15 protein-coding genes and 1 pseudogene are annotated in these 12317 nt (G+C 68.1%); 7 read left to right on the top strand and 9 right to left on the bottom strand.

From position 1 onward, the window contains the following. From ABD976_RS29065 to ABD976_RS29055, 3 genes are all read right to left on the bottom strand, one after another. Positions 1-404: SAM-dependent methyltransferase (locus ABD976_RS29065; protein WP_345368247.1), on the bottom strand; the 404-nt coding region annotated here is incomplete at its 3' end. Then, positions 401-1993, bottom strand: coding sequence for a radical SAM protein (locus ABD976_RS29060; RefSeq protein ID WP_186361368.1), 1593 nt, complete (start codon positions 1991-1993; stop codon positions 401-403). The genes ABD976_RS29060 and ABD976_RS29065, both read right to left, overlap by 4 nt. A gap of 122 nt (positions 1994-2115) precedes the next feature. Next, entirely contained in the window at positions 2116-3492 is a 1377-nt protein-coding gene (locus ABD976_RS29055; protein WP_186361369.1) for a dihydrolipoyl dehydrogenase family protein, read from the bottom strand. Positions 3493-3913: 421 nt separating this feature from the next. Here ABD976_RS29055 and ABD976_RS29050 point away from each other — a divergent pair. Continuing rightward, a pseudogene (locus tag ABD976_RS29050) lies at positions 3914-4548 on the top strand (L-threonylcarbamoyladenylate synthase); the annotation flags it as partial. After that, positions 4522-5016 (top strand): L-threonylcarbamoyladenylate synthase, encoded by a 495-nt coding sequence (locus ABD976_RS29045; protein ID WP_425570134.1) that lies wholly within the window; start codon positions 4522-4524, stop codon positions 5014-5016. The pseudogene ABD976_RS29050 and the gene ABD976_RS29045, both read left to right, overlap by 27 nt. Positions 5017-5164: 148 nt before the next feature. Here the strand turns inward: ABD976_RS29045 and ABD976_RS29040 are convergent, their stop codons facing one another. Continuing rightward, positions 5165-5806: a carbonic anhydrase gene (locus tag ABD976_RS29040; protein WP_186361370.1), complete on the bottom strand. Its 642-nt coding sequence runs from the start codon at positions 5804-5806 to the stop codon at positions 5165-5167. Positions 5807-6107: 301 nt separating this feature from the next. Between ABD976_RS29040 and ABD976_RS29035 the strand changes: the two genes are divergently transcribed. Together ABD976_RS29035 and ABD976_RS29030 are read left to right on the top strand one after the other, a co-directional pair. Next, entirely contained in the window at positions 6108-6455 is a 348-nt protein-coding gene (locus tag ABD976_RS29035; RefSeq protein ID WP_186361371.1) for a DUF427 domain-containing protein, read from the top strand. Then, positions 6452-6832 carry a hypothetical protein gene (locus ABD976_RS29030; RefSeq protein ID WP_186361372.1) on the top strand — a complete coding sequence of 127 codons (381 nt, stop codon included), beginning with the start codon at positions 6452-6454 and terminating at the stop codon, positions 6830-6832. The genes ABD976_RS29035 and ABD976_RS29030 overlap by 4 nt, the downstream gene beginning before the upstream one ends. Here the strand turns inward: ABD976_RS29030 and ABD976_RS29025 are convergent. After that, complete coding sequence (locus tag ABD976_RS29025; RefSeq protein ID WP_186361373.1) at positions 6829-7578, bottom strand: class I SAM-dependent methyltransferase; 750 nt, start codon at positions 7576-7578, stop codon at positions 6829-6831. The genes ABD976_RS29030 and ABD976_RS29025 overlap by 4 nt on opposite strands. A gap of 251 nt (positions 7579-7829) precedes the next feature. On the opposite strand from ABD976_RS29025, the gene ABD976_RS29020 reads away from it, so the two are divergent. Both ABD976_RS29020 and nrtS read left to right on the top strand, forming a co-directional pair. After that, positions 7830-8165, top strand: a complete 336-nt coding sequence (locus ABD976_RS29020) for a glutaredoxin domain-containing protein (RefSeq protein ID WP_186361374.1) — start codon at positions 7830-7832, stop codon at positions 8163-8165. 71 nt (positions 8166-8236) lie between these two features. Further along, complete coding sequence (gene nrtS, locus ABD976_RS29015) at positions 8237-8539, top strand: nitrate/nitrite transporter NrtS (RefSeq protein WP_186361375.1); 303 nt, start codon at positions 8237-8239, stop codon at positions 8537-8539. Between the two features lie 90 nt (positions 8540-8629). Here the strand turns inward: nrtS and ABD976_RS29010 are convergent, their stop codons facing one another. From ABD976_RS29010 to csoR, 4 genes are read right to left on the bottom strand one after another with little or no spacing between them, the layout of a single operon-like run. Further along, positions 8630-8863 (bottom strand): SHOCT domain-containing protein, encoded by a 234-nt coding sequence (locus ABD976_RS29010; protein WP_186361376.1) that lies wholly within the window; start codon positions 8861-8863, stop codon positions 8630-8632. 18 nt (positions 8864-8881) lie between these two features. Then, positions 8882-11074, bottom strand: coding sequence for a heavy metal translocating P-type ATPase (locus ABD976_RS29005; RefSeq protein WP_345368245.1), 2193 nt, complete (start codon positions 11072-11074; stop codon positions 8882-8884). Continuing rightward, entirely contained in the window at positions 11071-11310 is a 240-nt protein-coding gene (locus tag ABD976_RS29000) for a cation transporter (protein WP_186361377.1), read from the bottom strand. Before ABD976_RS29000 ends, ABD976_RS29005 begins: the two co-directional genes overlap by 4 nt. Then, positions 11307-11681 (bottom strand): copper-sensing transcriptional repressor CsoR, encoded by a 375-nt coding sequence (gene csoR, locus ABD976_RS28995; RefSeq protein ID WP_186361378.1) that lies wholly within the window; start codon positions 11679-11681, stop codon positions 11307-11309. Before csoR ends, ABD976_RS29000 begins: the two co-directional genes overlap by 4 nt. 151 nt (positions 11682-11832) lie before the next feature. Here csoR and ABD976_RS28990 point away from each other — a divergent pair, with 151 nt between their 5' ends. Continuing rightward, positions 11833-12264 (top strand): heavy metal-responsive transcriptional regulator, encoded by a 432-nt coding sequence (locus ABD976_RS28990; RefSeq protein WP_186361379.1) that lies wholly within the window; start codon positions 11833-11835, stop codon positions 12262-12264. Positions 12265-12317 lie beyond the last annotated feature (53 nt).

Below are 12317 nucleotides of genomic sequence, written 5' to 3'. Positions count from 1 at the left end.
CGCGGCCGGGATCCGTATCGCCGCAGCCCTCCAATGGATTTAGCAACACGCCCTAGGGGGATTCGTTCGGCGTCGCCGGTGTGAAAGCGCACCGTCTGCCCGAGGCCGGCGTTCTCGGTGGTGGCCCGCGCCTTGTCGACCGTGGCTTGATTGAGCTCGATTCCGTCGACATGTACGCCGCGTTGGGTGGCCAGCAGGCGGGCCGTGGCGCCGGGGCCCGCAGCGACGTCGACGACATGCTGCCCGGCGCGCAGGTCGAGGGCGTCGGCCAACCGCTCGGTGAGAGCCTGCCCGCCGGGGTGATAGGACTCGCCGAGCAGCAGTGCCACCGCGTCGTTGCCGTAGGCTGCCGCGCAGCAATTCTTGATCTCGGCCGCATCTGCCGGACTGTGTCGGGTGCTCATGATTCCACCGCCTTGCGTCCCACGTTCGTCGTGTCTGGCGCGACGGCGTTCCGGTCGGCGTCTGCGTTTGTCGCGATTTTCGAGCCGTAGGGCGAGTCCGTCAGGAGGGGCTGGAGTTCGGTCGCGTTGGGTACCACGCCGGGGATGTCGACTCCGGACTGCTGGGCGCGGACTTGTTCGCGGTAGCCGACGGAGTTGTAGGCACAGAAGGGGATGAGGCGCCCGTCGGGGGTGATTTCCTCGACGCAGCACTTCATGAGTTGTTTGACGTTGAGGGTGTAGGGGTCCTGGAAGTCCTGGACCACGATCATGAAAGCCTTATCGCCGAGGTCCTTGGCGGCTTCGGGCAGGTCGATGCCGCATGCTTCGCATTCCAGGTCAGCCGCGGTGGTCTCCAGGTTGGTGCTGGTGGTTTCGGTGCCCATGAAGGCCGACGCGCTCCAGAGCTTTTCCAATGCTTCGCGGACGCCTTGGTCGGGCATGACGCGGTTGGTGACGTAGTCCAGGTAGTCGTCGAGGTTGATCAATCGTGGGATGGGGATGACGTCGGTGCGGTCGGCGGTCTTGTCGACCAGCAGGTAGGTGATCGAGCGGCAGGTGGGAAAGCAGCACGGCACGGGGAAGAAGTCGCTCGTGCGGAACCAGTCTGGACACTGGTCGGCGAGCAGTTCGATCACGTCCGAGTTGGTCAGCCGGTTCAATGGATCGAACTCGATGTGCCGTCCGGAGTGCGTGACGGGTTGGAACGCCACCGAGCGCACGGCGGGGTGCTCGATGCCGAAGCGGACGATGTCGCCGACCTCGTGCTCGTTGAGCCCGCGTTCCAGCGCAGCGACCAGCGTGACGGTCAGCCCGGCGTCCGCGCAGTTGTCCAGCGCCTTCTGCTTGCGGTCGCGGAGATCCTTACCGCGGATCTCCAGATACGTGCGCTGGTCGAAGCCGTCGAACTGCAGGTAAATGTTGACCCGTTTACCGGGACGGTTCCGCTCCCCCAGCGCCTGCACGAACCGCTGGTCGGTGGCCAGGCGGATGCCGTTGGTGTTGAGATTGACCGCCTTGATCGGCCGCTGCTGGGCGAGGTCGATGAAGTCGAGGAGGTGCTTGTGGATGGTGGGCTCACCCCCGGAGAACATCACCACCTCGGGTTCGCCCTCGGCCTCGACGAACACGTCCAGCATCCGTTCGCACTGCTCCAGCGTGATCGAATAGCCGTCGGGTTGGTGGCCGGAGTCGGCGAAGCAGATCGGGCAGTCGAGGTTGCAGTTGGTGTTGACCTCGATGATCCCCAGGCAGGCATGCTGCTTATGTTCCGGGCACAGCCCGCAGTCCGACGGGCAGCCATCTTTAACTTCGGTCTGGAACGCCAGGGGGATCGTGCCCGGCTTGTTGAACCGTGCCGAGTCCAGGTACGCCTGCGCGTCGCCGTACACCAAGGCTTCGAACCATCCGTGCTCGGCGCAGCGTTTGCGCAGGTAGACCTTGTTGTCGCGGATGTTGACCTGGCCGTCGACGACGACCTTGCACACCGGGCAGATGCTCTTGGTGTACTCGATGAACACCTCGTCGCGATCCTGCTTCTGCTGCGCCACGCTGCGAGCCCCGCTTCCGTCTCGGTGATCGACCTACGCGCACAGCTCAGCAGCAAGCCTTCCTGATCGCAGCAGCACTGTTCGCCACCGAACAGTTCGCAGGCATCGCTCGCGGAGCAGGGTCAACGGTCACGTGCGCGCTGTCCGGCTGGCCTCGCGGTTCGTCCGCCATGGCCTCCGACGAACTGGGCCGCGGTCTGCTGGATGGCCAGCGACCATGTGGGGTAGGCGTGCACCGCCTGTGCCAGGCGTCCGGTGAACATGCCGGTGCGCATGGCCAGCGCGGGTTCGTGGATCATCTCGCCGGCTCGTTCGGCCACGATCGTCGCTCCCAGCACGCGGCCACCCCCGACGGTGCCAAGCAGGCGGCGCGGGCATGCGAGGAGTTTGACGAACCCGCACGGATCGGCCGACGTGATCGCCCGGTCCACCTCGGTCATCGGCAGATAAGCCACCCTGGCCGAGGTGCCCGAGAGGTCGCGCTCAGCGGTGCCCACGACGGCGACTTCGGGGTCCGTGAACACCACCATCGGGATCGAGCTCGGATCGAAGGCAGGGCGCCGAGTGCGCCGCAGCCCCGCGGTGACGGCGATGCGCCCCATCGCGTAGGCACCGTGGGTGTGTGGAAACAGCCCGGTGACGTCGCCAGCGGCCGAGACCCCCTTTACGCCGGTGGCCATGTACCGGTCGACCAGGACGAAACCCCGCTCGTCGGTACGGACACCTACGGACTCCAACGCGAGGTCGTGGGTGTCCGGGCGGCGCCCGGTGGCCACCAGAAGCCGGTCCGCGCGGACGGTCTCGCCGTCGTCGAGATCCAGCAGGACCTGTCGACCATCCATTCGAGCCGCCCGGGCCGCCGTGCCGGTGCGCAGCCGAATTCCGTCCTCGGTCAGAGCTTCGGACAGCGCTGCGGATGCCTCGGGGTCGAGAGCGGGTAGCACTCGCGGCTGCGTCTCGATGAGCGTCACCTCCACGCCGAGCCGCGCGAACGCCTGGGCGAGCTCGCATCCCACAGCCCCGCCACCAAGAATCGCCAGCGAACCCGGAGCTTCGGCCAAGTCGAACACGGTTTCGGTAGTCAACAGGGGCACGCGGCCCAACCCGGGAATCGGCGGGACGGCCGGGCGGGCGCCGGTGGCGACGACGATCTGCCGCGCCGTCATGCGCCGATCATCGACGGACACCGTGCGGGCCGAGACGAATCGCGCACGGCCCCGGACCACGTTGATGCCTTGCTGGCGTAAGACGTCGTCGTTTTCGGTGGCCGCGACGCGGGCCACGGTGTGGCGGACGCGGGCCAGCGCTTCGCCGAACGGCATCCCGCGCGCCGCAGCGTGCAGCAGGGTTTTCGACGGCACGCACCCGGTGAACGTGCAGTCGCCACCGGGGTCGCCGTCGGAGACGAGCACGACTCCCAGTCCCGCCCGTCGGGCAGTGGTCGCCGCGGCCAGACCGGCCGCGCCGCCACCCATCACGATCACGTCGCTGTCGGTCACGCCCGCAGCCAACCACGCAAGGTCAACTTCTACGCACGGGGTTGTCGCCTAGCTGACACTTCCCGTGGTGGTCGGACTGGGACGACTCTGTCAGCAGAGCGACAGTCGGCGCTTGTCTGCGTCGCGCGTGTGGCGTGATGGAGTCAGCGGGCGCGGACCGTGATGGTGGAAGCCGTATGACAGGCAGGGATGGTTAGCCGTTGATCCAATCGCCTGAGCCGCCACCGGTTCTCAAGGAGCTCGCCGTGCTCGCCGTGCTCGGCCGGGCCGCCGGCGTCGGTCGAGGGGCAACCGTTGTCTGGCGGCTGCTGTCGTCTCCCGGAACCGAACGACTACCGGGATGCCGTTGCCCTGACGCGAGACCAGGCAGCCCGGGGCATTAGAGGACCATGCCAGTTTTACGCTGAGCTGTGTCCTGGCGGTGTTCCCCCGTGCTGCCGTGACGGTGTTCGTTCGTGCGGGCTCAGGTGGTGCCCTCGGCCTTGGTTCGTCGTCATGCGCCGACGAGGCTGCAGAACGTGGAGAACGGAACAGGGAAAGGATTGCGACAGTGGCGGCGAGAACCACCGACATCGACAAGGCAGCCGGTGTGCTGCGCGGCGGAGGGCTGGTGGCCTTCCCGACCGAGACCGTCTACGGTCTGGGCGCCAACGCCGAGGATGCCGCCGCCGTCGCACGCATCTTCCAGGTCAAGGGCCGCCCGTCCTCCCACCCGCTGATCGTCCACCTCGGTGACGCGGAGCAGTTGCGCGACTGGGTCGCCGACGTGCCCGCGACGGCGCGCCTGTTGGCCGAACGATTCTGGCCGGGGCCGCTCACGCTGGTCCTGCGGCGCAGTCGCCGGGTGCCCTTGGAAGCGACGGGGGCCTGGAGACGGTGGCCGTGCGCGTGCCCGACCACCCCGTCGCCCTCGCGCTGCTGTCGGCCTTCGGCGGCGGTGTCACGGCCCCGTCGGCCAACCGCTTCGGCTCGGTCAGCCCCACCACGGCGGACCACGTCCGTGCGGAGCTCGGCGATGCCGTCGATCTCGTGCTGGACGGCGGCCCCTGCCAGGTCGGTGTCGAGTCGACCATCGTCGATGCCACCGGCGAGGTCCCGAACGTCCTTCGGCCCGGCGGGGTGACCCGCGAGGCCCTCGAAGCAGTGCTGGGGCGTCCGCTTGCGGTCCACTCGACCAGCCGCGTCCGAGTGCCGGGCCAGCATCCGTCTCACTACGCGCCGCGGGCGCGGGTCGTCCTCGTCGAGCCCGAGAAGATCGTCGCCGAAGCGGAGTTCGCGCAGGACCTTGGCCACCGAGTGGGCGTGTTGCTTCCCCCGTCCTTCGCCGACGTCTCGGTCAAGGCGCACGCCGTGGTGGCCCTCCCCGGTTCGATGGCCGCCTACGCGCGCGGGCTATATGGCTTCCTGCGCGAGCTCGATCAGCGGGGGTGCGACCTGATCGTCGCGTCTTTGCCGGTGGAGGAGGGGCTGGGCCTGGCGATCGCCAACCGGCTCCGCCGTGCCGCAGGGCCTCGGCCCTCCTAGTGAACGGCACCGACATCGTTCGATGTTTCTGCTGAGCGCCCACCAGGGCGGACGTACGACCCTACTGACGCAACGTTGTGCCCGCCCTGAAGGAACGGTCCGACCAGCCCGCCACGGATTGGTGGCGTGCCCTGGTGGTCGGAGCGGGTCAGGAGGTGGTGCCGACGGGCACCTGAACTCCGCGGGCCGCGGCCACCTTCGCGCGGCCGTCGGCCAGGCGGTAACTCAGACCGACCACGGCGGTCTGGCCGGCATCGACCCGTTCGGCGAGCAGCCGGGAGCGGTCCAGCAGCTGGTCGACGGTGTTCCTGACGTGCTCGGCAAGGATCTCGTCGGCCTGCAAGCGTCCGGCGGCCCGCGCCGTGAGCACGCTGGGAGTCACCCGCTCGACGACGTCCCGGATGTATCCGTCCGGCACCAGGCCGTCGTCGAGTGCGGCACACGCGGCAGCAACCGCGCCGCACGAATCGTGCCCAAGGACCACCACCAGCGGGCACCCCAGCACACCGACCCCGTACTCGATGCTGCCCAGCACCTCCGAGCCCATCACGTGGCCCGCGGTGCGCACCACGAACAGGTCCCCCAGGCCCTGATCGAAGATGATCTCAGCGGCCAGCCGGGAGTCGGAACATCCGAACAGCACCGCGAACGGGCGCTGGGTCGATGCGATCTCCGCTCGACGAGTAGCGTCCTGGTTCGGATGCTTCGGCGCACCGGTGACGAAGCGCTGGTTACCGGACAGCAGCAGTTCGAAGGCTTCTTTGGGGGTCGGGGACGTGCTTTCGGTCATGGCCGCAGCCTAGGCCAAGCCCCCGGACCATCACTCTGGCCGGTCTCCGCCAACACCCGCTCTATCGTGTACTGGGCAACCAGTGTAGCGGCGACGCTGTTACCTCTTACGCTGCCGCTGCGGCCGATCTTCTCCCCGTTGACGCTCCTCTCGCTGCTGCTCACCGTCCTCGTCTCCGGCACCCGGGACGGACCTCGCCGCCCAGCATCTGACGATCGACTTGTCATCGTCCTGACATTTCCACGGCAGCAATGCTGAGATCCCGGTTGACTTGGGGGTGAGTGACGTTGAGGAGGGCGCCATGTTGCGCGCGGTCTATCACGGCCAGGTCCTGGCCGAGGCACCCCGGACGGTGCAGGTGGAAGGCAACCACTACTTCCCGCCGGAATCGCTGCGAAGAGACTCCTTCGTGGACAGCCCCACCAAAACACTGTGCCCATGGAAGGGAATCGCCCGCTACTACAGCCTCGTCACCGACGAGACGGCCTTGCCGGACGCGGCCTGGTACTACCCGCACCCGACGCCGCTGGCTCGACGGATCAAGAACCACGTCGCCTTCGACCCTGACGTGCGCATCGAGGGCGAGCCGGAAGGACCGCGCACCGGCGTGCTGGCCAGGTTGCGGACCATAGGGCGAGGTGACCGGTGACGACCGGCAGCGAGGAGCAAACCCGCACGCGGGTTCGCACGGACCGGTTGCCGATGTGGCGGATCGGCCTCACCGGCGGCGTGGTCGGCATCCTGTGCTGTGCCGGCCCCACCGTGCTCGCTCTGCTCGGCATCGTCAGCGCCGGCACCGCGTTCGCATGGGCCACCGACCTCTACGGCAACTACGCGTGGTGGTTCCGCCTGAGCGGGCTCGCCGTCCTCGTCCTGCTCGTGTGGCTGGCGTTGCGCCGCCGCGATCAGTGCAGCATCGCTGGAATGCGGCGCTGGCGGTGGCGCCTGCTTGGCGTGCTCGCGGTCGCGGTGGCGACCTACATCGTGCTGTACGCGGTGACCACCTGGCTGGGCACGCTGGCCTAGTGCCGGGCGATGACCCTGCGCAACGGCAGGGGGAGCCTGCGGCCTGGGCGCGCCCATGAGCCTAGCTTCTGCTTGGCGCTGGCAAGGCGGTCAGCGCTGATGCCCGGTAGATACAGGCTGTCGACAAGCAACGCGGCGGAGTCGCCGGTGTTCACCGGAAACCAGAACGTTCGACGCTCGGTGGCGACGATCTGAAACCCGTGTCGGCTCAGGAGCCCCGCGAGGCGGTCGCAGGCGTGCGGGTTGGGCCAGCGTGGGCTGGCGAATCCCAGAGCCCCCAGCATCCGCGTCCACCCGAGCAAGCCCTGCGGAGAGGCACCGAGCCGGGACGGCACCAGGGCGGCCAAAACGCCGCTGGGGACCAGGACGCGTCCGATTTCGGCCAGCACATCGGGTAGCGGTGTGACCACTTGCAGCGCCATCGCAGCGCACACGGCATCGGCGGCGCCGTCGACGAAGGGCAGCGCGTCGGCCCGGGCTTGCACGACTGGTTCTCGGCCGGCTGCGAGGGCTGCGGTCAGCTCGCTGCTGCTGAGGTCCGCCCCGACCCAGCGGTGACCGGGCAGATGGTCCCGCGTCGGGGCGGATCCGCAGGCGACATCGACGATCCACCCCGCGGTGTCGTGCAGCGGCTCGGCCAGCCACGCATACGGCGAACCCTCCACCTTGCTCAGCACCTGTTCCGTGACGCCAGGCTTCTGGCCGTGAAAAGTTCTGAGGTAGCTCTGCCAGTCCGCGCCGCTCATCTCCGCTCCGGTGTCATAACTGAAGAGTCTGCGAGAAAGGCAGACCACTGCGCATCGTCATCGCTCGTTGCCAACCGTGCTGCCCGGGCCACGATCGCCACGGTTCAGCTGACCACGGGGCGATCATCGCTCATCTCTGTCACGGCGCTGACACTCCGGACACGCGATCACACCGGCAACCGATTCCCTAGGCGTACCGGGTGTTTCTGCCTGGGCTGAGCGAAACACTGACGAGGTCGCGTGGAGGCGTGATGAACACAGAGCAGGTCGAGTCGGTCACTGCTGTCGAGTTCTACTGGCGTCCCGGCTGTCCGTTCTGCATGGCGCTCCGGCTGCCGCTGCGCCGTAGCGGCCTGCCTGTGCGGGAAGTCAACATCTGGGACGATCACCAAGCCGCCGCGCGGGTACGAGCAGTAACCGGCGGCAACGAGACCGTTCCCACCGTCTTCATCGGCCAGCAGGCCCTGGTCAACCCGAGCTTCCGACAGGTCCAGGCCGCGGTCCGTGAGCATGCACCTCAGCTGATCCAGGAGGCTGAGCCATCGCGGAGCCGACGAGGTTTCTGGCCATTCCGCCGTCGGCGGTGAGAGGGGACTGCCATGATCGCGAGTCGCGGATCTTGCCGCCACACTCGCTGCGCGACCGAGGTGGCATCACCATGAGAAATGCGGACTCGCCGCGCCCCGTAGTCGGCGAAGACGAGGTGCGCGCAGGCCCCGAACGCTCGGAAGCGTGGTCGCATCCACGGCAAGCCGTGGGATGGTTCCTGAAGGGGCGGACCGTACGCACGGCCGCCCCTACGGCGGCTGTGGTCGGCACGGTGCTCTCCGCAGTGAACCAAGGCGCTGTCATCGCAGGCGGGTATGCCACGGGCATAACCTGGGTCCAGGTCGCGGTCAACTATGCGGTGCCGTTCACCGTCGCCAGCATCGGATATCTGTGCGCCTGCCGCACTCGTTAAGTTCGCGGCAGGCGCACAGTCTTCGCAATTACTGTCCACAGATCAGTCACGCTGGAGACATCCCATCGGGCCAGGAGGCAGCAGGAGCGCCTATCGTTTTCGGAGCTCGGCTCTGCGGCGTTGATATTCCTCGTGATCGATGTCCCCGGCGGCGTAGCGGCGGCGCAGTTCCTCCTCCGCAGGGTCGGAACGCGAGCCCGGGCCAGCGAGCATGTGGCGGATCAGCCAGATGATCGCCACGGTGATCAGGACTAGCAGCGCGAGGCCGATCAGGCCCCATAGCAGCATCCAGGCCATCATGCCGCCCATGCCCTCCATCATCATCGTGTCTGTCCCTTCGGTTCAGTGGGCTCGGGCGAAGCGCCGCAGCCGCAGCGAGTTGGTGACCACGCTGACCGAGGAGAACGCCATCGCCGCAGCGGCGATGATCGGGTTGAGCAGCCCGAGAGCGGCCAGCGGGATCGCGGCGGTGTTGTAACCGAACGCCCAGCCCAGATTCTGGTAGATCGTGCGCAGCGTCTTGCGGGACAGCTGGATGGCGTGGGTGACGCCATCCAGCTGGCCGGACATCAGCGTGATGTCGCTGGATTCGATAGCCACGTCGGTGCCGGTGCCGATCGCGATGCCCAGGTTGGCTTGCACCAGAGCGGGGGCGTCGTTGACGCCGTCGCCGACCATGGCCACTACGCGGCCCTCGTCCTGCAGTCGGCGCACCTCGGTGACCTTGTCGGTGGGCAGCACCTCGGCCAACACGCGGTCGATGCCGGCCTGAGCGGCGACGGCCTCAGCGGTCTGCTGGTTGTCCCCGGTGATCATGGCGACTTCCAGGCCCATGCCGTGCAGGTGCCGCACCACCGCGGTGGCCTCGTCCTTGAGGGTGTCGGCCACGCCCAGTACCCCGTGGACGTGTCCGTCCCAGCCGGCGTAGACCGCGGTGTAGCCCTGGGCTTCCATGTCGGCGGCGCGCGCCGCGAGCTGTTCGGGCAGGTGCAGCTGCTGCTGGTCGAGCAGTTCCTGGCGACCCACGTGCACCACGGTGCCCTCCACCTCGGCGCGCACGCCGTGACCGGCGACGTTGGTGAACTCCGCAACCGCCGGCAGGTCCAGGCCGCGTTCGTGCGCGGCAGTCGTGATGGCGGCGGCGACCGGGTGTTCGGAGCCGGATTCCACGGCGGCGGCCATCCGCAGCATGTCGGGCTCCGAGCCGTCGGCAGTCGCGGTTTCGGCCAGCTGCATCTGACCGCGGGTGAGGGTGCCGGTCTTGTCGAACACGACGGTGGTGATCTTCTTGGATCCTTCCAGCACCTCGGCGCCCTTGACCAGGATGCCCAGGTGGGCGGCTCGTCCGGTGCCGACCATGATCGCCGTGGGGGTGGCCAGTCCGAGCGCGCAGGGGCAGGCGATGATCAGCACCGCCACCGCGGCGACCGTGCCGGCGGTGGGGTCACCGGCGAGCAGGCTCCAGGCGGCGAAGGTCACGACCGCGATGCCGATCACGATGGGCACGAACACCTCCGAGACCCGGTCGGCCAGCCGTTGCACCGGCGCCTGCCCGCTCTGCGCCTCTTTGACCAGGCGCACGATCTGGGCCAGGGCGGTGTCCGCGCCCACAGCGGTGGCGCGCACGGTCAGCAGCCCGTCGGTGTTGATCGTCGCGCCCGCGACGCGGGAGCCCGTGGTCTTGTCGACCGGGACGGATTCGCCGGTGAGCATCGACTCGTCCACTGCCGCGCGGCCATTGACGACCTCGCCATCGACGGGAATCTTCTCCCCGGGCCGCACCCGGACCACATCGCCCATGGCAACCTGTTCCACGGGCACGTCGTGCTCAGCGCCATCGACCACGATCCGGGCGTGTTTGGCGCCCATCTCCAGCAGCGTGTTGATCGCGTGCGAGGCGCGGCTGGTGGAGCGGGCTTCGAAGTAGCGGCCCAGCAGCAGGAACGCGATGATCATCGCGGCCGTGTCGAAGTACAGGTCCCCACCGGTGAACAACTCCACCGTGGAGTAGAAAAACGCCGTCAGCGTGCCCAGGGCAATGAGCGTGTCCATGTTCGCGCTCAGCGCCCGGGCCCGCTCGGCCGCAACGGTGAGGAACGGCCACCCGGCCACGAACTGCACCGGCACCGCCGCGGCGAACGCCGCCCACCGCGCCCAGTCGTGCTCACCGAAAAACATGGTCAACGCGAAGATCGCCAACCCCAGCGGCCAGGCCAGCGCGATCCGCCACACCCAACCACGGGTGGCTTGCTCGGTCTCCTTGCTCACCGACGCCGGTTGCTCCGCAGTGACCGGTTCGAGCTGATAGCCGAGCCGATCCACCGCCGCCTGCCACTCGTCGACACTGGCCTCGTCGGGCTGGTAGGCGACCCGGGCATTGCCGGTGGCGAAGTTGACCTGCGCCTCGGTCACGCCCGGCTGCTTGTTCAACGTCTTCTGCACCCGGATCGCGCAGGAGGCGCACGTCATGCCCTCGACGGAGAACTCCCGACGATCAACACCCTCGCTGCGTGTGGTCTGCTCAGAGGTCGTCACTGCTGGTCACCTCGCCCGGCCTGCTCGTGGGTATCCGCCACGTCGTAACCCTGGTCTTCGATGAGCGTGCTCAGCGCGGCCAGCGACACCGTCTGGTCGTGGCAGACGGTCACCGTCTTCGAGTCCAGGTCAACCTCGACCGACCGCACCCCGGCCGTTGGTGCCACCGCGGTCTCGATCGCCGACCGGCAGGCTCCACAACTGATCTCGGGCACCGAAAACACCGTGGTCGTCATACCGCGCTCCCTTCCTCCTCCGCATCCGGCTGCGTGTCGATAGCGGGCTCGGCTTCGCCGACCGCGGCGCCGTTGACGCGGGCCTGCGGGCCGGTCAGCGCCGGGTTGAACTTCACCGCCTCGACCAGCTCGTCAATAGCCGGCTGACCCCGGCCATCCAGTACTGCTTCGGAAAAGCAGGTCTCCAAGTGGTTGTGCAGCATGATCCGGTTGGCCCGCTCCAGCGACGACTGCGTCGCCGAGATCTGCTTCATCACATCCACGCAGTACGCGTCGGCCTCCAGCATCCGGATGATCCCGTCCAGGTGACCCCGCACCGTCTTCAACCGGTTCAACGCCGCGCGCTTCTTCGCCGTGAGTTCGTCGGCCATGCTGTGCTCCTCGTCTCCGGTATTCACTACCGTCAACGCCCACCTCTACCGGCCATATTCCCACCCCACCCGGGGTGGGGGTTACCCTGACGGGGCGGGCTTCGTGCGCTCGCCTGTGCCGAAGTGACGTCGTCCGCGGGGAGGCAGGGAGTTGACCGTCGGGGATCACCGGACGATTGGGCAAGCCGCCACGCTGGCGGGAGTGAGCGCGAAATCGATCCGGCTGTACGAATCCCGAGGGTTGCTCCCGCCCGCCCCGCGCTCAGCCCAGGGCCACCGGCTGTTCACCCAGGCCGACATCGAGACGCTGCGGTTCATCGCCCGGGCCAAGGCCGCGGGCCTGCAGCTCACCGAGATCAAAACGGTGCTGGAGCTGCACCGCGACGGGCAGACACCCTGCGAGCAGGTGCGCGCCACACTGGGACAGCGCCTAACCGAGCTCGACACGATGCTCGCCGAACTCTCCGTGCTCCGCGACCGGATCCAGAACCTGCTCCAGCACGATGACGGCGGAGTCGACCCCGGTTCCGGGTTCTGCGCGATCATCCAATCCCAGCCTGCGCCCGCTCCGGGAACCCACTAGGGCGTGTTGCTAAAAGTTGTTCCGGGATGTGTGGGCGATGCTTGGGGGGTGTC

Source organism: Saccharopolyspora cebuensis, assembly GCF_039542665.1.
In the GTDB taxonomy this organism is placed as follows: domain Bacteria; phylum Actinomycetota; class Actinomycetes; order Mycobacteriales; family Pseudonocardiaceae; genus Saccharopolyspora; species Saccharopolyspora cebuensis.
This window is presented reverse-complemented; position numbering and strand designations above follow the sequence as displayed.

Bases quoted from the DNA above. Each gene is read 5' to 3' on its own strand.
- ABD976_RS29040 (WP_186361370.1), bottom strand. From the start codon at position 5,806: ATGACCGAAAGCACGTCCCCGACCCCCAAAGAAGCCTTCGAACTGCTG.
- ABD976_RS29035 (WP_186361371.1), top strand. From the start codon at position 6,108: ATGTTGCGCGCGGTCTATCACGGCCAGGTCCTGGCCGAGGCACCCCGG.
- ABD976_RS29025 (WP_186361373.1), bottom strand. From the start codon at position 7,578: ATGAGCGGCGCGGACTGGCAGAGCTACCTCAGAACTTTTCACGGCCAG.
- ABD976_RS29020 (WP_186361374.1), top strand. From the start codon at position 7,830: ATGAACACAGAGCAGGTCGAGTCGGTCACTGCTGTCGAGTTCTACTGG.
- nrtS (WP_186361375.1), top strand. From the start codon at position 8,237: ATGAGAAATGCGGACTCGCCGCGCCCCGTAGTCGGCGAAGACGAGGTG.
- ABD976_RS29010 (WP_186361376.1), bottom strand. From the start codon at position 8,863: ATGATGATGGAGGGCATGGGCGGCATGATGGCCTGGATGCTGCTATGG.
- ABD976_RS29000 (WP_186361377.1), bottom strand. From the start codon at position 11,310: ATGACGACCACGGTGTTTTCGGTGCCCGAGATCAGTTGTGGAGCCTGC.
- csoR (WP_186361378.1), bottom strand. From the start codon at position 11,681: ATGGCCGACGAACTCACGGCGAAGAAGCGCGCGGCGTTGAACCGGTTG.